We start from the raw sequence: 25,168 nt of genomic DNA on the forward strand, positions 1-25,168 counted from the left end.
AAAATGTCCAGCATTACATTCGCCTTGCTCGGCCACCCGGCCAGCTACGAACATCTTGCCGCGATTGAACGCGCCGAGACACCTGGTGTCTCCGCGAAGCGAACACTAGGTGTCTCGGCGCTGACCAAACTCTTTGAAATGACTCCTGCCCGCGCCGCGAAAGAAGACATCGTCGTGCCGCTGGCCGACGGCTCGGTTGTTCGTGGCAAGATGATCCTCTGTTCATTTCTGCCCGAACAGGTAAACTCGCCGCGCGGCCTCGCCGCCGCCGGCAAAACCGTGCGCGCGGCCTGCAAGCTGGCTCACGAACTCGGCGCGAAGATCGTCGGCCTCGGCGGCTTCACTTCCATCGTCGGCGGGGCGCAGGGGGAATCGCTGGCCCGCGAGTTCGGGCTGGCCGTCACCTCCGGCAACTCGCTCACGGCGGCGCTGGCCCTTGAACAGCTTTACTCGTTGTTGGCAAAATTGGGCTGGACGTTGGCTGAACGGTCGGTGGCAATCGTCGGCGCAACCGGCGACATTGGCCGGGCCTGCGTGTCGGCCCTCGCCCCGCGAGTCAAACGGCTGATATTGCTCGCCCGCAACCGATCCAAACTCGAAGCCTTGCGCGCCGGGTTGGCGCTTCCTAACGTTGAGATTGGCTCGAACGCTTACGCCGCCGACATCATCATCACCGCCACCAGCGCCGGGCAACCTTTGCTGGCCGAAGCCGACCTGCGGCCCGGCACAGTTGTGTGCGACGTGGGCTACCCGGACACAGTTGCCCTGTTGCCCGCGCCGCGCCGCGAGGCCATTATCTTTTCCGGCGGCATGGCCGAGATGCCGTTCGCGCTCGACTTGAGCGCCTATCTGCAACTGCCCGCGCCTCAACTCATGTACGGCTGTTTTAGCGAAGCGATGGCGCTGGCAATGTCGGGCCGTTACGAAAGTTATTCGATGGGCCAGGGCAACATTACCCCGGAGCGAATGCAAACTATTTTCGACCTCGCCAAGTCATACGGCTTCCGCCCCGCGCCGCTTTATCGTGGCGAGTCGCTGATCGCGGCTGAAACGCTTGAACAATTCCGGCTGTTTTGAACACGAGGGCACGAAGACACAAAGCCACAGAGAAAACTTTGAGGCTTTGTGTCCTGGTATCTTCGTGGTTAAATTAGGCCAATGCCCACCTCAACCGAACTCCAACTTCAACAACTCGTCGCCGCCAAACTGAAAGTTGGGCCGGAGCGCGTGCCGCTCGACCAATCATTGATGGACGATCTGGGGCTGGACTCGTTCGACGTGATGTCGGTCATTCTGGAGATTGAGGAGGCGTTTGCCCCGGCGACGCTCTCCGACGAGGCGGCCCAGGAGTTGAAGACTTTGCGGGAAGTGGCGGCTTACATTGACGAGCAGTTGGCGAATCAGACAGACCTGACAGGCTTTTGAAACGCATCGGGCAATAGCGGCAGTTGGCTAAATCTCTCTTTCGCATTATCATCTAGCCAATACGGAGAACAGAGATGCCCTTATCTAGTTGGATTGGTCAAACCATCGCCGGACGCTACAAAATCGACTCTCAGCTTGGCCAGGGTGGAATGTCCACCGTGTACAAAGCCGCCGACCCCAACCTGCGCCGCACGGTGGCCGTCAAACTGATTCACCCGCACCTGGCCGCCGACCCGGAGTTTGTGCGCCGCTTTGAAGAAGAAGCGGCGGCAGTGGCCCAGCTTCGCCACCCCAACATCATCCAGGTTTACGACTTCGACCACGACGGCGACACCTATTACATGGTGTTGGAGCACGTGCAGGGCGAGACCCTGCAAGCTCGCCTCAAAGCCCTGAACGCCAGCCACACCCGCCTGCCTCTGACTGAAGCGGCTCGCCTCATGACCGCCGTGTGCGAAGCCGTGCATTACGCTCACGAGCGCGGCATGATTCACCGCGACCTCAAACCGGCCAACATCATGATCAACCAGGACAGCGATCCGGTGCTGATGGATTTTGGCGTGGTCAAAATGCTCAGCGGCCAGCAACAGCAGACCTCCACCGGGGCCATCGTCGGCACGCCCTCTTACATTTCGCCGGAGCAGGTGCGCGGCGAGCGCCCGGACTCGCGGGCCGATATTTACTCGCTGGGCGTGGTGCTGTTCGAGATGGTGGCCGGGCGTTGCCCCTTCGACGCTGACTCGACTCTCCGGCTGATGCTCATGCACGTCAACGAGCCGGTGCCCGATATTCGCGAACTGGCCGACGACGTGCCGGGGGCGCTGGTGGCCGTTGTCGAAAAGGCGCTGGCCAAACAACCGGAAGATCGTTTTCAAACTGCGGAAGAGATGGCGGCGGCTTTGCGGGCTGTCTACGGGCCAGCCGCCATGCTTCGACCTGCTTCCGGTTCAACCTCGGCAGCCCCGCCGTCGGCGCCCACAGTGACGAAACCCGTCGGCCAAACAGCGGTGGGAGCCTCGACGACCGAGGCGCTTTCCGCGCCTCCGGTTCAACCACCAAAGGCGGCGACCCCGAAGCGAAACTGGATGCCGTTCATTATCGGTTGCGGCGCCTTGGGCGTGATCGGCCTCATTGCCGTCATCGCCGTTGCCTTTGGCTCGAGCCGTTTATTTGGCGGCGGCGCCGATGCGCTCCCGCCACCCGAGGGCATGATTCGCATCAACGGCGGTGTGTATCTGGTCGGCCTCGATGCGGTGGACGAGAATCACGCCGCGCTTCAGCAGGTGACGCTGGTTGAGTTTTGGATCGATCAACACGAGGTGACCAACACCCAATATGCGAAGTTTGTGTCCGAGACAGGGAAGCCGCCGCCCGTTAGTTGGGCCGCCGGCGCCTTCCCGCCCGGCCACGACAACCGGCCTGTGCAGGGCGTGACCTGGGATCAGGCCGCCGATTATTGCGCCTGGACCAGGAAGCGTTTGCCCACCGAGGCCGAATGGGAAGTGACCGCGCGCGGGCCGGAGAATGATTTGTTTCCGTGGGGCAACAAAGAGGACAGCGTTAAACTGCCCGGCAACGAAACCTACGATGTTGGCACGGTGAGCGCCAACCGGAGTCGCTATGGCGTGTTTGATCTGGCGGGCAACGTGTGGGAGTGGGTGGCCGAGCCTTATCTGGCCGCGCCCGAAGGAAACCAGGTTTTGCGCGGCGGCGCGTCCGGCTTCTTGAAGGACATGGCTTACCGGCTGGTGGGCAACCCGAACGAGGGCACAATGATCGCCGCCGCCGGTTTCCGGTGCGCGGCTCCACAGGTGAGCGGCCAGTCGGCCCAAAGCACGGCTCTGCCGGTTGCGCCGACTCAGCTCGCGGAGGGCGTGCTTTATCAGGACGAATTTGCTGATCCAACCAGCGGCTGGCCGGTGGGCGAGGAAGGCAGCTACAAGTTTGGCTTTCATCCGCAGTCGTTCTATCATCTTCAAGTGGCGGCGGCCAATGATCGGCTGGTTATGACTCGCGATCTGGGCTTTGCCAACTACATCGCCGAGACCGATGTGCTGGTGGATCACACGACGACCACCACAGGCGACTTCCGTTACGGCCTGGCCGTGCGTCGCTCCGGCGAGAACTATTATGCTTTCCTGATCTCATCGCGCACCAAGACCTGGCAAGCCGTCAAAAATTCAGCCTCCGGCCCGGCGGTGCTGGCCCAGGGTTCGGATGACTCGATTCAGGGCGGGGCGGGCGTGAACAACCTGCGGGTGGAAGTCAACGGCCCGACGTTTATTTTTACAATCAACGGCAACGTGGCCGCTGAGTTTACGGACGCCGATTATGCCAACGGCGAAACCGGCTTCATTCTCGAAACAGTGGACGAGACTCTGGCGCACATTCACTATGCTTCCATCGTCCTTCACGAAGTTGAAGAGGTGGTGGCCGTTCCAACTGAGACTCCGATTCCAGTCGTTGCCACCGACACTGTTGTTCCAACCGAGACGGTCGCCCCGACCGCTACCGTCGTCGTGCCGCCCGTTCCTGAAGGCATGGTGTTAATTCCCGCCGGTCACTTCCTCATGGGTTCGTCCGACGGTCGAGCCAACGAGAAGCCGGAGCATCCGGTTCTGCTCAGTGCTTATTACATGGATCAGTTTGAGGTGAGGAATGCGGAGTATCGCGAGTGTGTGGCCGCCGGCGACTGCACGGCCGGCCGGGGCAGTTCGTTCACCCGCGCCGGCTACAGCACTGACCCGGCCTTCGACGACTATCCGGTGATTGGCGTGACGTGGGTTCAGGCGGACGCCTACTGCGCCTGGGCCGGCAAGCGCCTGCCCAGTGAGGCCGAGTGGGAATATGCGGCAAGCGGCCCGGGGAATTTCAAATGGCCGTGGGGCAAGTCATTCGATCTAAATCTCTCGGCGGCCAGCGCCCGCGACACGCAACCGGTTGGCAGTTATCCTAACGGCGCGAGTCCGTTTGGCGTGTTTGACATGGCCGGTAATGTGAACGAGTGGGTGGCCGACTCTTTTGCCCCGACCTTCTACGCCGACTCACCGGCCAGCAATCCGCTCAACACCGAAGGCACACAGAACATCTTCCGGGGCGGCAGTTTCGATAACGCCGACGGCTCGTTCTTCACCACCAGCCGCCGCTATCCGCAAGGCCGCGGCTTCACCGATGTGGACATCGGCTTCCGTTGCGCGCAAGACGCGCCGGAGGTGAATGCCGCCGTGCCGCAAGCCGAGCATGATGCGCTGGTGGCAGAATTTTGCGAAGTGTACGCGGCTTATAAACCGGATGGGGTTTGTCCGTGAGATTAATCCTCCCTGGTTTCAAACCTTCGCGAGGATACCTGGATACTGAAATGCTAATGCAACCTTCTTCTCAATTGCCCGCTTTGAATGGGCATGTTAGAATGCCTGTCACATGTTAGTCGGAAAAACCATCAAAGGACGCTACAGACTTTACGACCAACTCGGCGTGGGCGGCTCGGCGGCAGTGTTTCTGGCCCGCGATTCCGGCACAGGCCGCATTGCCGTCGTCAAAATCATCCACCCGCACCTCATCGAGAGCAAGTTCATCGCCCGCTTCCTGCGCGAGATCAAAGTTCTTCAGCAGGTGAACACCCGCCACATCGTCGAAATTTACGATTACGGCCTCAACCACACCCAGGACGACCTGCCTGCGCCGGTCAGCTTCATTGCTATGGAATACGTGGAAGGCCTGACCCTGGCCTCGATCATCGAGCGAATGATCACCCTCTCCGAGACCAACACCCTGACCCTCTCCACCCAGATCACCAAAGCCCTGGTCGAGCTTCACCATCTCGGCGTCGTCCACCGCGACATCAAATCGCAGAACATCATGATCACGGCAGACAACACGGCCAAGATCATTGACTTTGGCGTGGCCAAGAATCTGGGCGAAAAGACCATCACCGGCACCGACGTGTTCGCCGGGACGCTCTCTTACGCTTCGCCCGAGCAACTCAAAGACTCGCGCAACGTGGACATCCGCTCCGACCTGTACTCGCTGGGCGTGGTAATGGCCGAGTGTCTCACCGGCAAAGTGCCGCCGCGCAACCGCCGCGGCCAGCACATCTTCCTCGACCAGCGGCCTGACGCCACCGCGCCTTCGCGCTCGCGCCGCGCCGGCCCGGCCCGAACCGCCAACGAGGTCGTCCAGACGCTTCTGGCCCTCGACCCTGAAGACCGCTATCCCTCGCCCGACTCTCTACTCAACGATCTGGAGTTGATCGGTGGTGGCCAGCCGCTCTCCTTGCCCTGGGATACGCTGGGCATTCGCACCAGCAATAACACAGTGGCCCAGATCACCGCCGCGCCTGAAAGCGAGTGTTACCTGATCTCCGAGCGCGGCGACCGGATTCCGGTCACCCGCCGCGAGATGGTCATTGGCCGCTCGGCCCCCACCGACGACACCTGGGTTCCCGACCTTGACGTGCGCCAGATGATGCTGGAGAAAGCCAAGACCGTTTCCCGTTTCCATTGCCGGATATTTGCCGGGGACGACAACGTCTATCGCATCATGGACATGGGCAGTTTCAACGGCACCTGGGTCAACGGCAAACGGCTGGAGAGCAAGGAAGCGGTAATTCTGGCTGACAGCGATCAGATTCACCTCGGCGGCATTGCCTTCACCTTCCACAAACCCAAAACCCTTAAGAAATGATCACCCCTGGCTGCCCGACTGCCCTCGCAACTTTGCTGAGGCGTATTGCGCTTGTGTGCCTGTCGGCGGCTTTGGCCTGGGTGACGGCTTCCCCGCCGGCGGCGGCTCAAACGTCCGCCTCGGCGGCCATCACCACCATTGATATCTCGGCCTTCCCCGAAGTCCGGGCCTTCATCGCCGTCTCCGAGCTTGAAGGCAACCGCGTGCCCGGCCTCACTCAAACCGCGTTTCAACTCACCGAGAACAACTCGCCGCTGACGATCACCGGCCTGAGCGAAGAAGAGACCGGCTTGCAGATCGCGTTTGTGATCGAATCGTCCAACATCTTTTCCAAGCGCGATCGGGAAGCTCTCACCCGGCTGGACTACGTGAAGACGGCGGTGATTAATTTCGCCGTCGGCGAAACCCGGCCCTTCATGAAGGACGCGCTCGACGATGTGAGCCTTTACGCGCCCGAAGGCCCGATCCTGGAACACTCGACAGTGGGCGGCGAGATTCGCAACGCCTTGATTTCTTACCAGAGCGAATTTTTGTTTGAGACCGGGCTGTTCGGGCTGATCCGGCAGGGCCTCAACGCGGTGACGGCGGAGCCGCCGCGACTCGGCATGCGGCGCGAGATCGTCATCTTCTCGTCGGGCATTGACGCCTCTGCCGACGCCGAGATTGCCACGCTGGCCGCGCAGGCGGTGGCCCAGAACATCGTTATTCACACCGTCCTCGTCGGCCCGCAGGAGAACCAGGTGGCCCCGGCGGCGGAGAACCTCAAAGGGCTGGCCGTGCTCACCGGCGGCTCGTACCGCTACTTTGACGATCCCAATTCGATGACGACGCTGTGGGATGCGCTGGTGACTCAACGCGCCCAATACCGGCTCGTCTATCGTTCGCAAGTGGCGCAGTCGGGGCAACAAACGCTCATTGCCACCGTCAACATCGGGGGAACCGTCGTCACCTCGCCGCCCGCCGCTTATTCGATCACCGTTCAGCCGCCGGTCATTTCCATCACTAACCTGCCCGCCGAAATATTGCGAAGCACCAGTCAGGCCGGGGCCGACCCGGCCACCATTGATCCGCGTTTGCAGACCCTTGCTGTTCAAGTGAATTTCCCCGACGGCTTCCCCCGCTCGGTGAGCAAACTGCAATTGCTGGTGGACGGGGCGGTGGTGGATGAGCGCACCGCACCGCCGCTGGACAGCGTGACCTGGGACTTAAGCGGCTACGGTGAAACCGCCGCTCACGGGGTGCAGGTGGTGGCCGTTGACGAGCTTGGCCTGGAGGGCCGAACCGACATTGCCAACGTGCTGGTGCGGGTGGACATTCCGCCGCCCATCTCCCGGCTGGCCGGCCCGGCCCTGATTGTGGCCGGCGTGCTGGGCGTGCTGGGGGTGGCGCTGGTGGCTATCATCTTTGCGGCCATTATCTATTTGCGCCGCCCGCCAACCGTTGTCACCACCGTTGTGCGCGACACCAGCCAGAAGGTCGTCAAAGAATTTACCGAGCCGTTCATGCCCACGCCGGTTCGCGGCCTGGCTCACATGAAATCGAAAGCCTACCTCGAAGTAGGCGTGTCTCACGGCGAGCAACCGCACCCGCCCATCGAACTTATCGGCGACAACCTGCGCCTGGGCCGCGATGGCACGCTGGCGCAAATCGTCTTCCCCGATCGTTCCGTCTCGCGCCTCCATGCCCGCATTGCCGAAGAGACCGACGGCGTGTTTATGATCTATGACGAAGGCGCAACCTCGGGCACTTGGGTGAATTACAACCAGGTGCCAATGACCGGCCAGCAACTTCAGCATGGCGACCTGATCAACCTGGGCCGGGTGCAGTTGCGATTCATGCTGCGCCAGGTGGTCGCCGCCGAAACCTCGCCCGCCCCCCTTTCTGAACCCGCCCCCGACTCCACGCCTGAACCGCCCGTTATCGAAGATCATTCCACCGAGCCGTTTGAGCCACCGGCCTTTGCCGCCCAGTCGCCGGAGCTTAAGCCCGTTCACGAGCCAACCGATCACGGCTCGCGCGCTTCCGAAACCACGCCGCTTGGCGACGACGTGTATCGCACTGAAGCCTTTGACCCGTCGTTCAACCCCACGCCGCCAGAGACCGACGCCGACGACAAAGACAAGCCTGCCGGCTCCGACCCGGGCGAGAAGAAGTGAGCCATGCTTGAGTTGAGTATCGGGGCGACGATTGGGCCGTTCACGATCACCGAGAGCATGCCCGCCGGGAGCGGCGGCATGTCACGGGTGTTCATTGCCGCCGTCAACAAGGAGTTGTTGCTCGGCGAAAAAACCGGCGGCGGCAACGTGGACACCCTGCCGGATAAAGTAGCCTTGAAGATCGCCCGCATCGTCCCGCCCTCGCAGGAAAACGCCGCCAGCGAGCAGGCTTTTTATTTTGAGGCCCTGAACAACGAGGTCGAGATTCTCAAACGGCTTCGCCACCCCAACATTGTCCGCCTCTTCCCGATTCCGCGTGGCCTGCCCCGCAACCCCTACGCCGCCCGCGCCACCGAGCTTCCCAGCCACCCCTGGTTCTGTGTCATGGAATACCTCGGCGGCGGCTCGCTGGACTCGCTCGTCAAAAATTCGGGCGCCCTGCCGGTGGCCGAGGCTCTCGAAGTGGCCTACCAGATCGGCCTGGCCCTGGATCACATTCACGCCAAAGGCCTGGCCCACCTCGACCTGAAGCCGGACAACATCCTCTTCCGCTTTCCTACCAGTGGCCGCCGCCGCCTGGCCCAGCCGGTGCTCATTGACTTCGGCATCGCCGCCAAAGCTAAAAAGACCGGGCCGCACGCCGGCTCGGTGGCCTTCATGCCGCCGGAGCGCATCCGCCTCATGCGCGGCGAAACCGCGCCCGAGCAGGTGGGCGACCAATCCAAAGTGGATGTTTACGGCCTGGGCGTTTTGCTCTACCGCATGCTCACCGAGCAATTGCCCTACGAAGGCCTGCCACGCGACAAGCTCACCAGCGCCATCCTCAGCACCAGCCCCAAGCCGCCGCGTGACCTCAACCCCGCTATCCCGCCGAAGATTGACGAGATCATCATGGCCGCCCTCGAAAAGGAGCCGGATCAGCGACCTCGCGTTGAAGAGATCATCACCCGCCTGGACGAAGCCATCGTAGCCCGCCCGCAGGCCCCGCGCTCCGAGAAGCCGCGCCGCCGGTTCTCACGCGGCACTCGCGTGGCGTTTGTGTTAGCGGCGGCTCTGTTCTTGTGCTCGATCATTTCAGTCGTCGAATTTGGGGTGATCACCGCCAACTGGTTGCTGGCCCGCCAACAGCCCACGCCGACGGTGGTCGTGGTAACTGCCACCCCGGAACACATCGAGTTTGCCACCCAACCGCCGACGGCGACCCCGACCCTGGTCGCCAGCCCCACCTCGCTTCCGGCCACGCCGACGCTTACCCCGATCCCGCCACCATGATCCGCGAGACCACCACCGATCTCATTCTGGGCTATCAGACACATCCGGGCGAAAAGGGGAAGAACAACGAAGACCGGGCCACGGTGGTGTCTTATAAGCCCGCGCCCGGCGAGAGGGGCAACACTGTGCTGGCAATTGTGGCCGACGGCATCGGCGGCAAGCGATCGGGCGAAGTGGCTTCGCAAATCGCCATTGACGCCATCTCTGCCGTTTTTGATCAGGCCGACTCGACTTCGTATCTTGATCTTGTCACTCGCGGTTTTCTGAACACGTCGCGAGGCATTGCCCGGCAGGTGACCAGCAACCCGGAGCACGAAGGCATGGGCACCACCTGCGTCGCCGTCGTCATTGCCAACCGGCGGTTGTACACAGCTTACATCGGCGACAGCCGAATCTATTTGTTGCGCGACGGCGGCATCCGGCAGTTGACGGTGGATCACACCTGGGTGCAGAAGGCGATTGAACATGGCATTCTCACGCCCGACGAAGCCCGCAAACACCCCAACCGCCATGTCGTCCTGCGCTACCTCAGCACCAGCTCCGACCCGACGCCCGACTTTCGCCTCAAGCTGAGCGAGGCCGAGTCTGCCGAAGACTCAAGCCGCAACCAGGGCCTGCCGCTCAAAACCGGCGACGTGATTCTATTGTGCTCAGACGGTTTGACCGACCTGGTGGACGACGACGAAATCCTGGCCGCCTTTCAACAGCAGGCCACGCCGCAGGCGGCGGTAGACGCGCTGACGTTGATGGCGCGTTATCGTGGCGGCTTCGATAACATCACCATTGTGGCCTTCAAAGTTCCACATCACACCGGGCCGTTGCCGCGCATGGCCACCGGGCCGGTTGGCGGCGGGGTGAGCAACACGGCCTTAATGTTGGGCGTGTTGGGCGGCTTTGGCGCGCTGGCGGTGGCCGTGATTGCGTTGGCCGCCGGGCTGATCTTCTTCAACCCGCTCCGAACGCCCACGCCAACGCTGACGAATACGCGCACCGCAACAGTAGGCGCGACCACCGGCGTGACGAACACGATTGCGCCCACGCTCCGCCCGGCCACCCTCCTGCCCGACACACCAACGGTGTTGCCGCCGACTCCCACCCTCACCGTTCCGCCCACCGTTCCCACTAACACGCCCACGCCGACGGTTGACCTCACTCTCGTTTCGCCGACGGCAACGGCAACCGTCGTGCCCTCTGAAACGCCGACAACCCAGGCCCCTTAAAGAACAGTCTTTTACATCTCCCTCATCCCATACGGAAAATCAAACTCAGGCATCAGGGCCATGAACGGGTCGGGGTCGAAGGCCTCGGGGCCGAGCACGCCCGCGCCCTGCCAGGCTTTGGTAGCGATCAGTTCCATCATGATCACCGGGCTGACCGCCGTTTGCCAGACCACAGCCTGCACGCCGTAGTTCCTCATCGTCATCTCGTTGTCGGCCACCTGGTAGAGATAAACCTGGCGTGGCTTGCCGTCTTTGCTTCCCTTCACCCACGTTCCGGCGCAGGTCTTGCCAGACATCTGGCCGCCGAGGTAGGCGGGGTTGGGCAGGCAGGCGGCCACCACGTCACGCGGGGCCACTTCCACGTCCTTCACCTTGATCTTGTTCTTGTTGTCGAGGCCGATGGCGTGCAACATTTTCAGATAGCTGATGAATTGATCGCCCAGCCCGTACTTGAACGTGACGCGCTTGCACTTCACCCAGCGCGGCACCAGCAGAACTTCCTCGTGCTCCACGTTCACGCACTCCACCGGCCCAATGCCTTCGGGGAACTCGAACACTTCGGGTTCAGAGAAGGGCGGGGTGGTATACCAGCCCCGGTCTTTCTCCCAGATGACGGGCGGGTTGAGGCATTCCTCAATCGTCGTCCAGATCGAAAAGTTGGGCGCGAAGTCGTAGCCGCGCACTTCCAGGTTGGCCCCGTCGCGAATGCCGATCTCGTCAATCTCGTCGAAGAGATGTTTTTCGGCATAGCGGGCAAACACGTCGGCCAGGCCCGGCTCTACGCCGCTGCCGCTCAGGGCCAGCAGGCCTCTGGTCCGCCACTGCTCGTGGCGCTCGAACTGATAATCGCCGAGCTTGACGCCGGGCTTGCTAAGCGGCTCGGTCGGGTGCGGCTCGGAGAGCGTCATCGCCATATCCATGTAATGACACCCGGCCTCGAAGGCCGCCTCAAAGATGGAAACGTTGAAGACGGGATCGCAGGCGTTCATGATGAGCTGAACGCCGTGCCGGCGAGCGAGGGCAACAATTTGATCTTTGTTGCTCGCGTCTACTCTGGCGGCGGGGAAGCGGGCCGGGTCGTCCAGTTTGGCCGCCACTTCCTCGGCGCGCTTCAGGTTGTAGTCGGCCAGAACCATCTGCTCCAGCCAGGGTCGCTTTTTGGCGATGACGGCAATGGCTTCACCCACGCCGCCGACGCCGACTAACAGGACTTTCATAAAAGTGTCTCCTTGTTTATCGGGGTTAAAATAAGAACGGGCAACGATGGCCCGTTACCCGTTCATTGATCGCGAACTACGACACGTCAGAGATTACTTACGACAAGTATCTTTCAAAAAAGAGCAAGTTGCCATCCTGGCAAGGGGTCTTATGGAAGCTGGAGCCGTCAGGCATCCCCGGAGTCGGGGACCTTCACTTTCACTTCCGCCGGTTCGGCTTTCACTTTCCAAACTTTGAGGGCGCGGTCAATAAAGAGAATGCCATCCAGATGATCGATCTCGTGTTGAAAGATGCGGGCCAGCCAGCCTTCGGCCTTGAGCTTGATCGGCTTGCCCTGCAGGTTAAAGCCTTTGACGGTCACGGCGGTGCATCGTTCCACGTCGCCGGCGTAACCGGGGAGCGAGAGGCAACCCTCGGCGCCGATCTCCATCGTCTCGCTGGCTTTGATGATCTCTGGATTGATCACCCGATAGAGTTTGGGCGACTCCGGCTCCCGGCCTTCTTCTGGCTCCGGGGCGTATTCGACGACGATGACGCGCTGGCTCACCGCCACCTGCGGGGCGGCCAAGCCTACACCAGGAGCCTCGCGCATGGTTTCCACCATGTCGTCCACCAATTGCCTGAGGGCCGGGCCAAAAGCCGTCACCCGCCTGGCTTTCTGGCGCAGGACGGGATTTTCGGGCGTGATGATTTCACGAACGGGCATAACGATATTTATTGCTTTCCTTCCTGAGAGCGTTTCCGGCGATCTTCTTCCAGCATTTCATAGAAGGCCGAGAAATACTGGCCTAATTCTTCCTGCCTCTGCTTGCTGGCGGCGTTGGCGACGGCGGCGGCGCGGGTTTCCTTGCGGCGATAAATATCCTGTTGCACACTGAGCGGGTTGAAGACGTTGAAAAATTTCATCTCGCCGCCCGGGCCGGTTTGCACGGTGACCGTGCCGTAGTTGAGGAAGTTCGCCAACAGGCTGGGCTTGGTGTAGGTTACATTCATCACCGACTCCAAATTGGCCGCCTTGCGGCTTTCATCGCCAAACGGCTTGCGTTCCAGGTCAATGATCTGGGTGGAGGTCACCATATAAATATCGTTGCGCCAGTCGAGGAACTGGTATAGAGCCGAGCCGACGAAGATGATAAACACGGTGAGAGACACAGCCAGGGTGATGACCGGGTCGAAGGTGAAGATGCGGAATGTGTAAAGAAAGAGGACGAAGATGACTCCCAGCACTCCCAGCAGTTGCAAGCCGATCCTCTGAATGAGGACGTAATGATGTTTGTGATAGATGATGGCGTCGCCTTGTTGCTCGCGAATCGCCAATGTGAGCTTCTGCCGCAGGCCTTTGAACTCTTGAAGCGGCTTGGGCAGGAAGGAGGCCTGTTTGGGCGGCGGCGGCGGCGGGGCTTTGCTGAGGCCGGCCTGTTGCGGCGGGGCCAGCGATTTGCGAATCGTCGTTTTGAGCGTCTCGCGCTCCTGCATTTTCTGCTGGATGCGAGACCGGTTGAGATGCTCCAGGATCATGTCGGCCGTGGCTTGCGGGTAGGGAACGTTGTTGAAGATGATCGGCCCGGAGAAGGTGTTGACGATCAAATCGCCATAGTCGAATAGCCGCCCCCACTCGCTGGCCTTGATCGCGGTGTTGCTCACCGAGGTCAGCGGCACTTCGGCCCGGCTGTCGAAGAGGAACACCACTTGGTCAATGTCAATGATGCGTTTGTTGGTGACGATGTACCAGTCGTTGTGAAAGTCAATCCAGTTCCAGCGCATCCAGGCCAGGTCGAGCAGGAAAAGAAAGACGGCCGCGCCCCAGGCCCAGGGTAAAAAGTCCGGCGGGATCAGGGTTCGAGCGTAGAACAGGCCCGCGCCCAGAGCGATGACCAGAAGCATCCCGACGAAAGTTGGCGCCAGCATTTGCCACAAAAAGATGGAATGTTGCAGCGTAGCCAGATAAACGATTTCGTCAGATTTCTCTTTGGTCTTGTCGTTCTGCAACAGTTTGGCGAAGTCGGCGTCGCGGGCAAAATTGCGCGACCGCAAGGCGACTTCGAGATGGGGCTTGATCTTCGGATTGTTGAAGATGGAGCGGTAATAATCATCGCGGCTCAGCCTCCACAGCTTGAGCGCGGTGAGCGCCTTGACAGACGCCGTGCGGTGACTGCGATGTTGCAGAGAGATCTCGCCGAAGTAGTCGCCGGCCACCAGCTTGGAGACCAGCTTACTTCCTCCGGTGAGGGTGGCGCGGGTGATCTCCACCTGGCCTTCTTGAATCGCGAAGAAGGCGTCGCCCGGATCGCCCTGCTTGAAGACGACCTCTTCAGGTTTGAACTCCACCCATTCAAAGTGCGAGCCTAGCTCACGCAGTTCATCGTCGGTCATCGAGATGAAGAGGTGCATGCGGCGCAGAAGCGGAAAGGCGTCGGCCATGCCGGGATTCTAGCACAAGCTGTTTAGAAGGGAAGCGAGGGGAGAACAGCGGATGTGTGGAATTTAACGGATCACAATCCGTTAAATTCCGCGCATCCGTTGTTACAAAACATGACGGGTCATCGAAACATCCGTGCTATAATCTTTTTTGCGAAAGCTGGAGTTTGTTATGGGACTGCTCTCTCGACTCAACAATCCGAAACCGAATAAAGGCAAAAGCGCGCCGCCCAAAGACTCCGGCAAGCCGAAGGACTCTAAACCGCCGCGCGGCAAAAAGAACGCGCCCCCGCCGCCGCAGGGCCTCACCCTCGATCAGAAGCTCGACATTGTCGGCATCTGCCTGGTGCTGGCCGGCCTCATCATCATCTTCGCCTTCCTCTCGCCCAACAACAGCAACTTCACCAAACCCATCCTCACCCTGCTGGCCCAGTTGTTTGGTCTGGGCAAGTACCTGGCCCCGGTCGGCCTGATCGTGCTGGGCGGCTGGATAGTTCTGCGCCACTTCGGCGACAAACTGCCGCGCGTGGAGCCGGAGCGTGTGCTGGGCTACATTTTGTTGTTTGTTGTCGCCCTGGTCTCCATCCACTTCTTTGTGGCCCAAACGCCTGAGGATGGCCGGACGCTGGCCGAAGCGGGCGAAGGCGGCGGCTGGATCGGTCACGGCCTCTTGCAAATCCTGCTCACCAGTCTTGGCACGGGCGGCGCGGTGGTGGCTGTCGCCGCCTGGTGGATCATCGCCGCCATTCTCGCCCTCGGCCTCTCGATGCAACAACTGATCACCGGCGCGCAAACGGCGATTGAAACGCTTCGCGTGAGGCCGCGCCAGAACTTTGAGCCGACCCGTCCGCCGCTGACGATGAGGCCGCCGACTCCGGCCCGGCCCGAACCGGACGCCCCACCCGTTGAGCCGGCCAGACCGACGTTAGCGCCCGCGCCCAAACAGAGTTCGCAATCCCAACCGGCGAGTCCGGCTCAGGGCAAGAAGCAACGTCCACAACAACCGACGGCTCAACCTGCCATCGAGATTCCGCCCCCGCCGCCGTCGCCGATGTTCGATCAGCCGCTCATCATTGGCGGCCAGCAACCCTGGGTTCTGCCGGCGGTGGCCGACATGCTGGAGCCGGGCAGTGAGGCCGGCGCGGACGATCAATATGATCGTGAACGGGTGCGTACCATCGAAGACACCTTGAGCGCGTTCGGGGCGCCGTCGCGGGTGGTGGAGATCAATCGCGGCCCGACGATTACCCAGTTCGGCGTCGAGCCGGATTACGTGGACGTGCGCGGCAAGAAGACGAAGGTGAAGGTGGGCAAGATCGCCTCGCTCTCCGACGACCTGGCCCTGGCCCTGGCCGCGCCGTCAATTCGCATTGAAGCGCCGGTGCCGGGCAAGGGTTACGTTGGCATCGAAGTGCCGAATGTTGAAACGACGGTGGTGGCTTTGCGCGATGTGATGGAAAACGAAAACTTCCGCCGCTTCAAGACCACGCTGGGGCTGGCTCTGGGGCAGGACGTGTCGGGGCAGGCGGTGAGCGCCGACCTGACCAACATGCCGCACTTGCTCATCGCCGGCACGACCGGCTCCGGCAAGTCGGTGTGCGTCAATTCGATCATCGCCTGTTTGCTTCTGCAGAACACGCCGGATGATCTCAAGTTTTTGATGGTGGACCCGAAGCGGGTGGAACTGACTTCGTACAACGGCATCCCGCATTTGCTGACGCCGGTGGTGGTGGAAATGGAGCGGGTGGTGAACAGCCTGCAATGGGTGACGCGCGAGATGGACGAGCGTTACCGCAAGTTTGCCAAAGCCGGGACGCGCAACATCAACGAATATAACAAGCGGGTGGAGACGACGGGCGAGAAAAAGATTCCGTACCTGATCGTCATCATTGACGAGTTGGCCGACTTGATGATGCTGGCCCCCGACGAAACCGAAAAGACGATCACCCGCCTGGCGCAGATGGCCCGCGCCACCGGAATCCATCTGGTCATCGCCACCCAGCGCCCGTCGGTGGACGTGGTGACCGGCCTGATCAAGGCCAACTTCCCGGCCCGCATCGCCTTTGCCGTTGCCTCGTCGGTGGATAGCCGGGTCATCCTCGACCAGCCCGGCGCGGAGAAACTGCTGGGACGGGGCGACATGCTCTTCCAGTCGCCGGACGCTTCACAGCCGCTTCGGATGCAGGGCGTGTTTGTGTCGGACGCCGAGATTCAGCGCGTGGTGCGTTACTGGAAGGGCGCGCGCGGCATTGACGAGACAACGCCTGCGCCCGCCGAAGCAGTTCCGGCCACAAGCGCCGGCAGTGGCATGGCCGCCAAACAACAGCCGCTCTGGGAAGAACTGCGCGAGTCGGAACTCAGGGCCGAGGGCGAAGACGACTTGCTCGAAGAGTCGATCAAGGTCGTGCGCGAGATGCGCAAGGCGTCCATTACTTTGCTTCAACGCCGTTTGCGAATCGGCTACACTCGCGCCGCGCGGCTGATTGACCTGCTGGAAGAGAAGGGCATCATCGGCCCGGCCAAGACCGGGGCGCAACAGCGCGAAGTGGTCGGCTACAGCGACGGCACGATTAACCCAACCGGGGCCGAGGCGGATGCAGACGCGGAGCGTACGCGGCGGTGGAGTGCGGAGGAGTAGTTATAAAGACAATCCAGCCACACGAGACAGGCATAAAAGGCGAAGTCGAACAGCCATTATTCAAACGCCGCCCGACCCTGGCATGAACCCAGCGCGCTCCGCTATCGCTTCGCGCGGGTTATGCTGACCGATGGGCGGCGTTCACATTTCACAATTCATGTGTCATAAGGAGAATAGCAATGAAGTCGAAGACCATCGTATTCGTTCACGGAATGTATATGAATCCATTGTGTTGGGAGCAGTGGGCGAATCGTTTTCAGGCCAAAGGCTATAACTGTCTTGCCCCGGCTTGGCCGGGCCGAGACAAACCCGTGGATGTCCTGCGGAAAAATCACCCCGACCCTCAAGTGGGCAAACTCACACTCACCGGTGTGGTTGAACCCCTGGCCGACATGATTGAGAAGCTGGATGAAAAGCCCATTCTTATCGGACATTCAATGGGCGGGTTAGTCGTCCAACTATTGCTTCAAAGAGATATAGCCGCCGCAGGTGTCGCCATTAGTTCCGCGCCGCCGATGGGCGTGTTCACAACCAAGCCGGCATTTCTCAAGTCCAATTGGCCGCATATCACCCCGTTCACTGCTCAAAGTGCTCCCATCCAAATGACGTTTGAACGCTTTCAGTATACTTTCGTCAACACGTTGCCTCTCGCGGAACAACAAGCGGCTTTTGAGAAATATGTCGTGCCCGAATCGCGGCGCGTGCCGCGCGAGTCGCTGACCGCGAAAGTTGACTTCAAGAAACAACGCCCGCCGTTGTTGTTGGTGGCCGGTTCAGCGGACAACCTGATCCCGGCTTCGCTCAACAAAACCAACTACGACAAATACAAGTCATCCTCTTCAATAACCGACTTTAAGGAGTTTGCGGGGCGCACGCATTTCATCGTCGGCCAGAAGGGCTGGGAGGAAGTGGCCGACTATGTGCTTGCCTGGTTGAACGACAAGGGAGTGTAATACCGTTCCTTGCTAATCAGCGCGCCGCCCAACCATCCTTCATCCTCTCCATGCTCTTCCCTCCCGCCCTCCGCCACCGCGACTTCCGCCTGCTCTGGCTCGGCCTGCTCATCTCCGTCTCCGGCACCATGATGCAGAACGCCGCCATCCTCTGGCACGTCTACGAGGTGAGCCACAACCCTGTCTCGCTCGGCGTCGTCGGGTTGGTGCGCGTTGTGCCTGTCATTGGCTTCTCACTCATCAGCGGCCTCGCCGCCGACACGTTTGATCGCCGCAAGCTGATGCTGGTCACCCAGATCGGCATGGCAACCTGCGCCTTCCTGCTCGGCCTGTTGGCCTTCATCGGCGTCAAAGCCGTGTGGCCTATTTACGTGCTGGCCGCATTCTCGGCAGCCTTCGGCGCGTTCGACCTCCCGGCCCGGCAATCCCTCATCCCCTCCCTCGTCCCGCGCGAAGATTTGCCCAACGCCTTCAGCGTCAACGCCACCATGTTCCAGGCCGCCTCCATTCTCGGCCCGGCGGTGGCCGGCGTCGTCATCGGGCAAGCCGGCCTGCACTGGGCCTACTGGTTCAACGCCGCCTCCTTCATCGCCGTCATCCTCGCTCTGCTGGCAATGTCCATCCGCCCAGCCATCGCCAAAGAGAATCGGCCTCAAGCGAGCCTCTCCGCCGCCCTCGAAGGCCTAAGATTTGTGCGAAGTACGCCCATCATCCTCTCTTCCATGCTCCTCGACTTCTTCGCCACCTTCTTCTCTTCGGCCACCGCCCTCCTTCCCATCTACGCCCGCGACATTCTCAACGTCGGCCCGCAAGGCTACGGCTGGCTATACGCGGCCTCGGCGGTCGGGGCCGTCGTCACCGCCGTCACCCTCTCATTCGTCCACCGCATCCCCAAGCAAGGCGCTGTCCTCGTCACCTCGGTGATGGTCTACGGCCTGGCCACCATCCTCTTTGGCCTCTCGGCCACCTTCTGGCTGGCCTTTGCCGCCCTGGCCCTCACCGGCGCGGCAGACACGGTCAGCATGGTCATCCGCAACACCGCCCGCCAACTCAACACGCCCGACCACGTGCGCGGGCGCATGGTGTCGGTGAACCAGATATTTTTCATGGGCGGGCCGCAGTTGGGCGAACTGGAGGCTGGGCTGGTGGCCGGCTGGTTTGGCGCGCCCGTTTCGGTGATCTCCGGTGGGATCGGCTGTTTGATTGCGACTCTCTGGGTGGCCCGCAAGTGGCCCATGCTCTGGCGCTACGATCAAACGGTTCAGCCGCCTCTCGCTCCCACCCCCGCCGCCGCCGATTGACCCCATTGCTTGCTCTCGACCCGCGTCCCCGCGGACGGGGAGCGGTAGCCGCCAATTGACGACGAAGGACAACGGCATCGTCAATCGTCTGTTGTCTGTCGTCTTTCGTCCTTGACATGATACAAACTCGTAGTAAAGTTTGCCCATCATGACTCCCGCGCTCCTGGCCCGCCTCGACGCACTCTGGGCAACGCATCTGCGCTGTCAACCTGCCGACCTCCGCTCACAAAACACCCTCATCATCTCAGACTCGACTCGCACTGGGGCCACCATCTGCCTCATTGGCGGCACGTGCGTGATGGCCGCCGCCCCGGCAGTGGCCGCCGCCCTCAAACAATCGGTGGGCATGCGCGCCCCGGCCCAGGCCTTCGAGCCGGGCCGCCTGCGCTACGCCACCGCCGACTTTGCCCTGCCGCTCTTTGGCCCGGAAGCGGTGATGGTGGCCGAGACGCCGGAGAACAACTGGAACAAGATTCAACGGATCGAACCCGGCGACTCCGAGACGGACGTTCGGGCCGCCGTGTCAATGGCAACCGGGATTCCGTTGATGACCGTTCCCCTGCAGAGACGGCCAACCCGTCTCATCGCCGAGTCGTGCGGCTTCAAACTCTACGCGGCCCTGATTCATCTTGGAGAAGGATTCAATCTATGAGACGTGCAGTCAGCATCAGCCTCGGTTCGTCGAAACGCAACAAGGCAGTCGAGCTTACCCTGCTCGGCGAAACGGTTCGCATCGAGCGCATTGGCACCGACGGCGACATGGAAAAAGCCGCCCAGATGTTCAAGGAGCTTGACGGCAAAGTGGACGCCTTTGGCGTGGGCGGCGCAGACCTGGGCCTGATGGTCGAAGGCAAGTGGTATCCTCTGCACTCTGTGTCGCCGATGATTCGTTTTGTGAAGCACACCCCGGTCGCGGACGGTTCGGGTGTGAAGAACACTCTGGAGAGCCGCGTCGTGCCATTCATGCACAAGCAGATTGGCGAGCCGGCGCCCAAGCGTGTTCTGCTCACCCTCGGCGCCGATCGTTGGGGCATGTCGCGCTCGTTTGCCGACAACGGCTACGACTGCGTGTTTGGCGACTTGATGTTCGGGTTGGATGTGCCGATTCCGATCCGCTCGGTGAACGCGGTGAAGCGCGTGGCTTCTATTGTGATGCCCATCGCCGGCCGCCTGCCGTTCGAGTGGCTTTACCCGACCGGCGAGAAGCAGGAGAAGAACACGCCCAAGCACGGCCAGTGGTACGCCTGGGCAAAAGCGATCGCCGGCGACTGCCATTACATCAAACGCTACATGCCCGCCCGCCTCGACGGCAAAATTATTTGCACCAACACCACCACGCCCGACGATGTTGAGAAGTTCCGCGCCGCCGGGGTGAGCTACCTGGTGACGACCACGCCGGTGATGGATGGCCGCTCGTTCGGCACGAACATGATCGAAGCCGCCCTGATCGCCATCTCTGGCAAAGGCCGCAAGCTGGAACTCGGCGAGTTAAACGAGTTGATTGACCGGGCGGGGTTTGAGCCGCAGTGGCAGAAGCTGAATGAAACGTAAAACGACAAACGACGAATGACAAATGACGAATGACAAATGACGCTTGGGCATGCATTCATGTCTGACTACAAACTTCACACGATTGACCTCAATTTCCTCAACACAACTCACGTCATTGCCTCTTACGCTTTGCTTGGGCCAGCGGGCGTTGCGGTGATTGAAACCGGCCCTGGCACAACTTTGCCCACCTTGCTCGAAAGTTTACGCGGGCTGGGCGTTCAACCCTCGGACGTGCGCGATGTGGTGGTGACTCACATTCATCTGGATCATGCCGGGGCGGCGGGCTGGTGGGCACGGCAGGGGGCAACGGTTCACGTCCATGCCGCCGGCGCGCCGCACCTGGTTGATCCCTCAAAGCTGTTAGCCAGCGCGAGCCGGATTTACGGCGACAAAATGGATTACTTGTGGGGCGAGATTCTGCCCGCGCCGCCTGACAAGATTCACCCGGTGAACGATGGCGATGTGATCATGGTAGCCGGCGTTGAACTGACGGCGATTCAATCGCCCGGCCATGCCCGCCATCATCACTGTTTTCAGATTGGCGACATCGCCCTCACCGGCGATGCAACCGGCGTGCGCTTGCCGGGGCAAGACCTTCTCGGCGTTCCGGCCCCGCCGCCCGAATTTGACCTCGAGGCCTGGCAGGACACGTTGAAGCGCCTGTCGGCGCTGAACTTGAAGACGATTTACCCGACTCACTTTGGGGCAGTGAATAATCCGAACGATCACATCCAAAAGTTGAGCGTGCTGATTGCCGAGTGCGCCGAGTTTGTGCGCGACCAAATGGCCGAAGGCTTGAGCCGCGAGGCCATCATCGAGCGTTACTCAGTCTGGCTCGACGAGCGTTCGGTCAAGATAGAGGCTGAGACCGAAGAGCGCTATTCCAAAGCCAACAACAAGGCGATGTCGGTGGACGGGATAATGAGGTATTGGGCGAAGCGGGGAAGTCAGACGTAAAACGACAAACGACAGGGACTTAAGTTTGTCGTTTGACGTTTGTCGTTTGACGGGTCGCTTCAGTTTTCTTCCGCAAGACCTCAGCCTCAAACCGCACCAACTCCAGCAGGCCGGAGAGAGTCGGGTCGGGGGGAACGTCGGGGCCGCAGGGGATGGCGGCGTAACTGGTGGAAGTGATTTGGCGAGTGGCGGAGTCGAGAGTCAGGTCGAGCCGCCCCAGGAAGTCGCCGTTTGGCCCCAGTTGGGCGATTAGCGTTTTGCGGACGCGTTGTGGTTGCTCAAGAAATGTGTGCGAGTGCCCGCCGAGGATGACATGGATGCCGGGCACGGCGGCAGCCAATTTTCGATCAGAAGAAATTCCCAAATGTGAGAGCAAGAGGATCAGATGAGCGCCCTCATGGCGCAAGCGCGGGATAAGATCGCGCAAGGCTTCGATGGCCGGGCGCGGGCGGCAGTGGAGGCGTTCGTAGAGCTTGGGCTTGTCTTCAGAGGTCAGACCGACGACGGCGATTTTGAGATCGCCGATTTCAAACCAGGTGTGGGTGCGCAGTCCGGCGGGTGGTTCGTCCGAGTCGGGCGGGAGCAGGTTGGCGGCTAAAACGGGGAAGTGAGCTGAGGCTACCAGCTTCGTCAGGGCTTCGAGTCCCCAGCGGCCCTCGTTGTTGCCCAGGGCGGTGGCCTGGCAACCCATCGCGTCGAGCATGGCAAAGTTGGCCCGGCCTTGCGTCACGTCGCTCTCCCAAATTTTTCGCTCGGATGAGTCGCCGGCGTCGAGCAGGAGCAGGGCGCGGCCCTCGGCGGTTGCCAGAGCGCGCTCGCGGTTGATGAGCGTCATCAGGCGCGGCATCTGGTCGAACTGGCCGTGCAGGTCGTTGGTGTGGAGCAGGGCGAGGCGGGTCACTTGATGGCGCAAAAACACAAAGGCACCAAGACACAAAATTTCTTCGTGTCATCGTGCCTTCGCGACTTTGTGTTATTGCCCGGCGCAGGATCAGTTGTTGATGTTGTCGTCGTCGGCCTCGTCGTCAATCTCGGCCTCTTCGAGGAGCGAGTCGAGCCGGAGCCACAGTTGAAGAACCTGGCCTTCGGCGACTTCGTCGTGGCGGGCGGCCAGAATCAGGGCTTGCTCACGCTGGCCGCTGGGGTCGCGATAATCGAGAAAGATGTCGCGGCCCTCGCGCCAGGCGTTGAGGCAACGCTCCACCAGACTGGGGCCGTTGAAGGTGCGCAGAATGCAACGCACCACGCGCTTGAGCATTGGCCCTTCGGCCACGGCGTAAACCCAGGGTTCGACAGTGCTTTCAAAAATGGGGGCGGGGCCTTCGATGATGGTGATGGTTTCGGGTTCGGAGGACATAGAGGTGATTTTTTTGGAGTAAATGGCGGCGGCTGGTTGGCGAATCATACAAGGCAATCGGCAATGTGTAAACCCTGTGAGTTCCGTTAAGCTGCAATTAGGAGTACAATCCCAGCAAACGCCAAGTGCCTCAGAGACATTTGGCGCCTTAACTCACACTCAAAAATAGAGGAGGCTCCCATGCAAGGACAAATGATGGATTATCAACTGACGCTCACACCGATGCTCGAACGAGCCAGACGATTGTTCTCGAAAAAGGAAATCGTCACCAAAGCCGGACCGGGGCTGGAACGTTACACTTATGGCGAGATGACCGAGCGCGTCGGGCGGCTGGCGAACGCGCTGGAGAAGCTGGGCGTGCGCCGGGGTGACCGGGTGGCAACTTTTGCCTGGAACAACGCCCGCCATCTCGAAATCTATTGGGCAGTGCCGTGCATGGGCGCCGTTCTACATCCCATCAACCTTCGCCTCCCCGGCGACCAGATCGCCTACATTGCCAACCACGCCGAAGATCAAGTTATCTTTGTAGATCCCAGTTTGTTGCCGTCGGTTGAAAAGCTGGCTCCCTATCTCAAGACCGTCAAGCATTACGTGGTGATGAGCGACAAGGTGCCGGAGACGACGCTCAGCCCGGTTCATGCTTACGAAGACCTGCTGCGCGACGCCAGCCCGGATTACCCGTGGCCGCATTTGCACGAGAACGACGCGGCGGGCATGTGCTACACCTCCGGCACGACCGGCAACCCCAAAGGCGTTGTCTATTCGCACCGCGCCATTTATCTGCACAGCTTTGGCCTGAGCATGGCCGACTCCTTTGGCATCGCCGAACGCGACACGGTTCTGCCGGTCGTGCCCATGTTCCACGTGCTGGCCTGGGGCACGCCCTTCGTTTGCACAATGGTCGGGGCCAAAATTGTGTTCCCCGGCCCGCACCTTCAGCCGCGCGATCTGGCTGAACTCATTCAGGCTGAGAAAGTGACGCTGACGGCGGGCGTACCCACCCTGTGGCTCGGCATGTTGGCCCTGCTTGAAAAAGAACGTTATGACCTCGGCAGTCTGCGCGAGATGATCGTGGGCGGGGCCGCCGCGCCGCAATACATGATCGAAGCCTACGAAAAGAAATTCGGCGTCGTGGTCACTCACGCCTGGGGCATGACCGAAATGACGCCGCTGGGCACGGTGAGCAAATTGAAGAGCTACCAGATGGGCCTGTCTGAAGCCGAGCGCTTCGCCATTCGCGCCAAGCAGGGCACGCCGGCCATGGGCGTGGAAATTCGTATTGTGGGTGAAGACGGCAAGGAAGTGGCCTGGAACGGAAAGGCATTTGGCGAACTGCAAGTGCGCGGCCCGTGGATCGTCAGTAGCTACTACAACGACGACCGGTCCCCCGCCTCTTTTATGGACGGCTGGTTCCGCACCGGCGACGTGGTGACGATTGACCCCGAAGGCTTTGTGCAGATCGTGGATCGCACCAAAGACGTGATCAAGAGCGGCGGCGAGTGGATCTCCAGCCAGGATTTGGAGAATGCCATCATGGCTCATCCCAAAGTATTGGAAGCCGCCGTCATTGCCATCTCGCACCCCAAGTGGCAAGAGCGCCCGCTGGCCTGCGTCGTCCCCAAACCGGATTTCAAAGACAACGTCACCAAAGAAGAAATCATTGACCACCTGCGCTCACGTTTCGACAAGATGTATTTGCCGGACGACGTGGTGTTCATCGAAGCCGTGCCGAAAACGAGCGTGGGTAAATTCGACAAGAAGGTGCTGAGGGCGCAGTACAAGGACTATCAACTGCCGGAATGAAGAGGTTCAATCGTAAAGGGCGCAGAGAAGGGCTTGCTTTCTTTGCGCCTTTTGCGGTTTGAATGTTCGGGGCCGTAGATTCTGATTGTGTGACTCAGAATCCGTTTCAAGGAGGGGACGCGCAAATGACCTCACTCACTTCTCTCAAAAACATTGGAGAAGTCAGCGCTGCTTGGCTGGAGGCAGTGGGCATTGCCTCAGCCGAAGACCTGCACA

The 25,168-nt window shown here is 60.9% G+C and carries 19 protein-coding genes; 14 read left to right on the top strand and 5 right to left on the bottom strand.

Going from position 1 to position 25,168, the window contains the following annotated elements:
* The first annotated feature begins 3 nt into the window (after positions 1–3).
* From HYZ49_08145 to HYZ49_08175, 7 genes are all read left to right on the top strand, one after another.
* The gene (locus tag HYZ49_08145) at positions 4–1,077 is read left to right on the top strand and encodes a hypothetical protein (GenBank protein ID MBI3242247.1); all 1,074 of its coding nucleotides are present in this window, start codon (positions 4–6) and stop codon (positions 1,075–1,077) included.
* A gap of 81 nt (positions 1,078–1,158) precedes the next feature.
* Positions 1,159–1,425 carry an acyl carrier protein gene (locus HYZ49_08150; GenBank protein MBI3242248.1) on the top strand — a complete coding sequence of 89 codons (267 nt, stop codon included), beginning with the start codon at positions 1,159–1,161 and terminating at the stop codon, positions 1,423–1,425.
* 74 nt (positions 1,426–1,499) lie between these two features.
* The gene (locus tag HYZ49_08155) at positions 1,500–4,733 is read left to right on the top strand and encodes an SUMF1/EgtB/PvdO family nonheme iron enzyme (GenBank protein MBI3242249.1); all 3,234 of its coding nucleotides are present in this window, start codon (positions 1,500–1,502) and stop codon (positions 4,731–4,733) included.
* A gap of 112 nt (positions 4,734–4,845) precedes the next feature.
* Positions 4,846–6,108 (top strand): protein kinase, encoded by a 1,263-nt coding sequence (locus HYZ49_08160; GenBank protein ID MBI3242250.1) that lies wholly within the window; start codon positions 4,846–4,848, stop codon positions 6,106–6,108.
* Complete coding sequence (locus HYZ49_08165; protein MBI3242251.1) at positions 6,105–8,264, top strand: FHA domain-containing protein; 2,160 nt, start codon at positions 6,105–6,107, stop codon at positions 8,262–8,264. The genes HYZ49_08160 and HYZ49_08165 overlap by 4 nt, the downstream gene beginning before the upstream one ends.
* Before the next feature lie 3 nt (positions 8,265–8,267).
* On the top strand, positions 8,268–9,536 hold the full coding sequence (locus tag HYZ49_08170) for a serine/threonine protein kinase (protein MBI3242252.1): 1,269 nt from the start codon (positions 8,268–8,270) through the stop codon (positions 9,534–9,536).
* Positions 9,533–10,756, top strand: a complete 1,224-nt coding sequence (locus HYZ49_08175; GenBank protein ID MBI3242253.1) for a serine/threonine-protein phosphatase — start codon at positions 9,533–9,535, stop codon at positions 10,754–10,756. Before HYZ49_08170 ends, HYZ49_08175 begins: the two co-directional genes overlap by 4 nt.
* 11 nt (positions 10,757–10,767) lie before the next feature.
* Here HYZ49_08175 and HYZ49_08180 read toward each other — a convergent pair whose 3' ends face one another.
* The 3 genes from HYZ49_08180 to HYZ49_08190 all read right to left on the bottom strand — a co-directional run bounded on the left by HYZ49_08180 (position 10,768) and on the right by HYZ49_08190 (position 14,395).
* Positions 10,768–11,973, bottom strand: a complete 1,206-nt coding sequence (locus HYZ49_08180; GenBank protein MBI3242254.1) for a saccharopine dehydrogenase NADP-binding domain-containing protein — start codon at positions 11,971–11,973, stop codon at positions 10,768–10,770.
* Between the two features lie 167 nt (positions 11,974–12,140).
* Positions 12,141–12,680, bottom strand: coding sequence for a peptide deformylase (def, locus tag HYZ49_08185; protein MBI3242255.1), 540 nt, complete (start codon positions 12,678–12,680; stop codon positions 12,141–12,143).
* 8 nt (positions 12,681–12,688) lie between these two features.
* Positions 12,689–14,395, bottom strand: coding sequence for a cyclic nucleotide-binding domain-containing protein (locus HYZ49_08190; protein ID MBI3242256.1), 1,707 nt, complete (start codon positions 14,393–14,395; stop codon positions 12,689–12,691).
* Positions 14,396–14,564: 169 nt separating this feature from the next.
* On the opposite strand from HYZ49_08190, the gene HYZ49_08195 reads away from it, so the two are divergent.
* From HYZ49_08195 to HYZ49_08220, 6 genes are all read left to right on the top strand, one after another.
* Positions 14,565–17,030, top strand: a complete 2,466-nt coding sequence (locus HYZ49_08195; protein ID MBI3242257.1) for a DNA translocase FtsK 4TM domain-containing protein — start codon at positions 14,565–14,567, stop codon at positions 17,028–17,030.
* Positions 17,031–17,209: 179 nt separating this feature from the next.
* Positions 17,210–17,983: an alpha/beta hydrolase gene (locus HYZ49_08200; GenBank protein ID MBI3242258.1), complete on the top strand. Its 774-nt coding sequence runs from the start codon at positions 17,210–17,212 to the stop codon at positions 17,981–17,983.
* 50 nt (positions 17,984–18,033) lie between these two features.
* The gene (locus tag HYZ49_08205) at positions 18,034–19,284 is read left to right on the top strand and encodes an MFS transporter (GenBank protein ID MBI3242259.1); all 1,251 of its coding nucleotides are present in this window, start codon (positions 18,034–18,036) and stop codon (positions 19,282–19,284) included.
* 148 nt (positions 19,285–19,432) lie between these two features.
* On the top strand, positions 19,433–19,936 hold the full coding sequence (locus HYZ49_08210; GenBank protein ID MBI3242260.1) for a hypothetical protein: 504 nt from the start codon (positions 19,433–19,435) through the stop codon (positions 19,934–19,936).
* Positions 19,933–20,835 carry a quinate 5-dehydrogenase gene (locus HYZ49_08215; GenBank protein MBI3242261.1) on the top strand — a complete coding sequence of 301 codons (903 nt, stop codon included), beginning with the start codon at positions 19,933–19,935 and terminating at the stop codon, positions 20,833–20,835. The genes HYZ49_08210 and HYZ49_08215 overlap by 4 nt, the downstream gene beginning before the upstream one ends.
* Before the next feature lie 57 nt (positions 20,836–20,892).
* The gene (locus HYZ49_08220) at positions 20,893–21,792 is read left to right on the top strand and encodes an MBL fold metallo-hydrolase (GenBank protein MBI3242262.1); all 900 of its coding nucleotides are present in this window, start codon (positions 20,893–20,895) and stop codon (positions 21,790–21,792) included.
* Between the two features lie 19 nt (positions 21,793–21,811).
* Here HYZ49_08220 and HYZ49_08225 read toward each other — a convergent pair whose 3' ends face one another.
* Entirely contained in the window at positions 21,812–22,693 is an 882-nt protein-coding gene (locus tag HYZ49_08225) for a metallophosphatase (protein ID MBI3242263.1), read from the bottom strand.
* A gap of 90 nt (positions 22,694–22,783) precedes the next feature.
* Positions 22,784–23,197 carry a hypothetical protein gene (locus HYZ49_08230; protein MBI3242264.1) on the bottom strand — a complete coding sequence of 138 codons (414 nt, stop codon included), beginning with the start codon at positions 23,195–23,197 and terminating at the stop codon, positions 22,784–22,786.
* Positions 23,198–23,341: 144 nt separating this feature from the next.
* On the opposite strand from HYZ49_08230, the gene HYZ49_08235 reads away from it, so the two are divergent.
* Positions 23,342–24,952 (top strand): long-chain fatty acid--CoA ligase, encoded by a 1,611-nt coding sequence (locus HYZ49_08235; protein ID MBI3242265.1) that lies wholly within the window; start codon positions 23,342–23,344, stop codon positions 24,950–24,952.
* The last annotated feature ends 216 nt before the right edge of the window (positions 24,953–25,168 follow it).

The sequence above is a fragment of the Chloroflexota bacterium genome, assembly GCA_016197225.1.
Classification (GTDB): Bacteria; Chloroflexota; Anaerolineae; order Anaerolineales; family VGOW01; genus VGOW01.

Excerpts from the sequence above, each read along its gene's own strand:
- HYZ49_08145 (MBI3242247.1), top strand. The coding sequence starts at position 4 with ATGTCCAGCATTACATTCGCCTTGCTCGGCCACCCGGCCAGCTACGAA.
- HYZ49_08150 (MBI3242248.1), top strand. The coding sequence starts at position 1,159 with ATGCCCACCTCAACCGAACTCCAACTTCAACAACTCGTCGCCGCCAAA.
- HYZ49_08155 (MBI3242249.1), top strand. The coding sequence starts at position 1,500 with ATGCCCTTATCTAGTTGGATTGGTCAAACCATCGCCGGACGCTACAAA.
- HYZ49_08160 (MBI3242250.1), top strand. The coding sequence starts at position 4,846 with ATGTTAGTCGGAAAAACCATCAAAGGACGCTACAGACTTTACGACCAA.
- HYZ49_08165 (MBI3242251.1), top strand. The coding sequence starts at position 6,105 with ATGATCACCCCTGGCTGCCCGACTGCCCTCGCAACTTTGCTGAGGCGT.
- HYZ49_08170 (MBI3242252.1), top strand. The coding sequence starts at position 8,268 with ATGCTTGAGTTGAGTATCGGGGCGACGATTGGGCCGTTCACGATCACC.
- HYZ49_08175 (MBI3242253.1), top strand. The coding sequence starts at position 9,533 with ATGATCCGCGAGACCACCACCGATCTCATTCTGGGCTATCAGACACAT.
- HYZ49_08180 (MBI3242254.1), bottom strand. The coding sequence starts at position 11,973 with ATGAAAGTCCTGTTAGTCGGCGTCGGCGGCGTGGGTGAAGCCATTGCC.
- def (MBI3242255.1), bottom strand. The coding sequence starts at position 12,680 with ATGCCCGTTCGTGAAATCATCACGCCCGAAAATCCCGTCCTGCGCCAG.
- HYZ49_08190 (MBI3242256.1), bottom strand. The coding sequence starts at position 14,395 with ATGGCCGACGCCTTTCCGCTTCTGCGCCGCATGCACCTCTTCATCTCG.
- HYZ49_08195 (MBI3242257.1), top strand. The coding sequence starts at position 14,565 with ATGGGACTGCTCTCTCGACTCAACAATCCGAAACCGAATAAAGGCAAA.
- HYZ49_08200 (MBI3242258.1), top strand. The coding sequence starts at position 17,210 with ATGAAGTCGAAGACCATCGTATTCGTTCACGGAATGTATATGAATCCA.
- HYZ49_08205 (MBI3242259.1), top strand. The coding sequence starts at position 18,034 with ATGCTCTTCCCTCCCGCCCTCCGCCACCGCGACTTCCGCCTGCTCTGG.
- HYZ49_08210 (MBI3242260.1), top strand. The coding sequence starts at position 19,433 with ATGACTCCCGCGCTCCTGGCCCGCCTCGACGCACTCTGGGCAACGCAT.
- HYZ49_08215 (MBI3242261.1), top strand. The coding sequence starts at position 19,933 with ATGAGACGTGCAGTCAGCATCAGCCTCGGTTCGTCGAAACGCAACAAG.
- HYZ49_08220 (MBI3242262.1), top strand. The coding sequence starts at position 20,893 with ATGTCTGACTACAAACTTCACACGATTGACCTCAATTTCCTCAACACA.
- HYZ49_08230 (MBI3242264.1), bottom strand. The coding sequence starts at position 23,197 with ATGATTCGCCAACCAGCCGCCGCCATTTACTCCAAAAAAATCACCTCT.
- HYZ49_08235 (MBI3242265.1), top strand. The coding sequence starts at position 23,342 with ATGATGGATTATCAACTGACGCTCACACCGATGCTCGAACGAGCCAGA.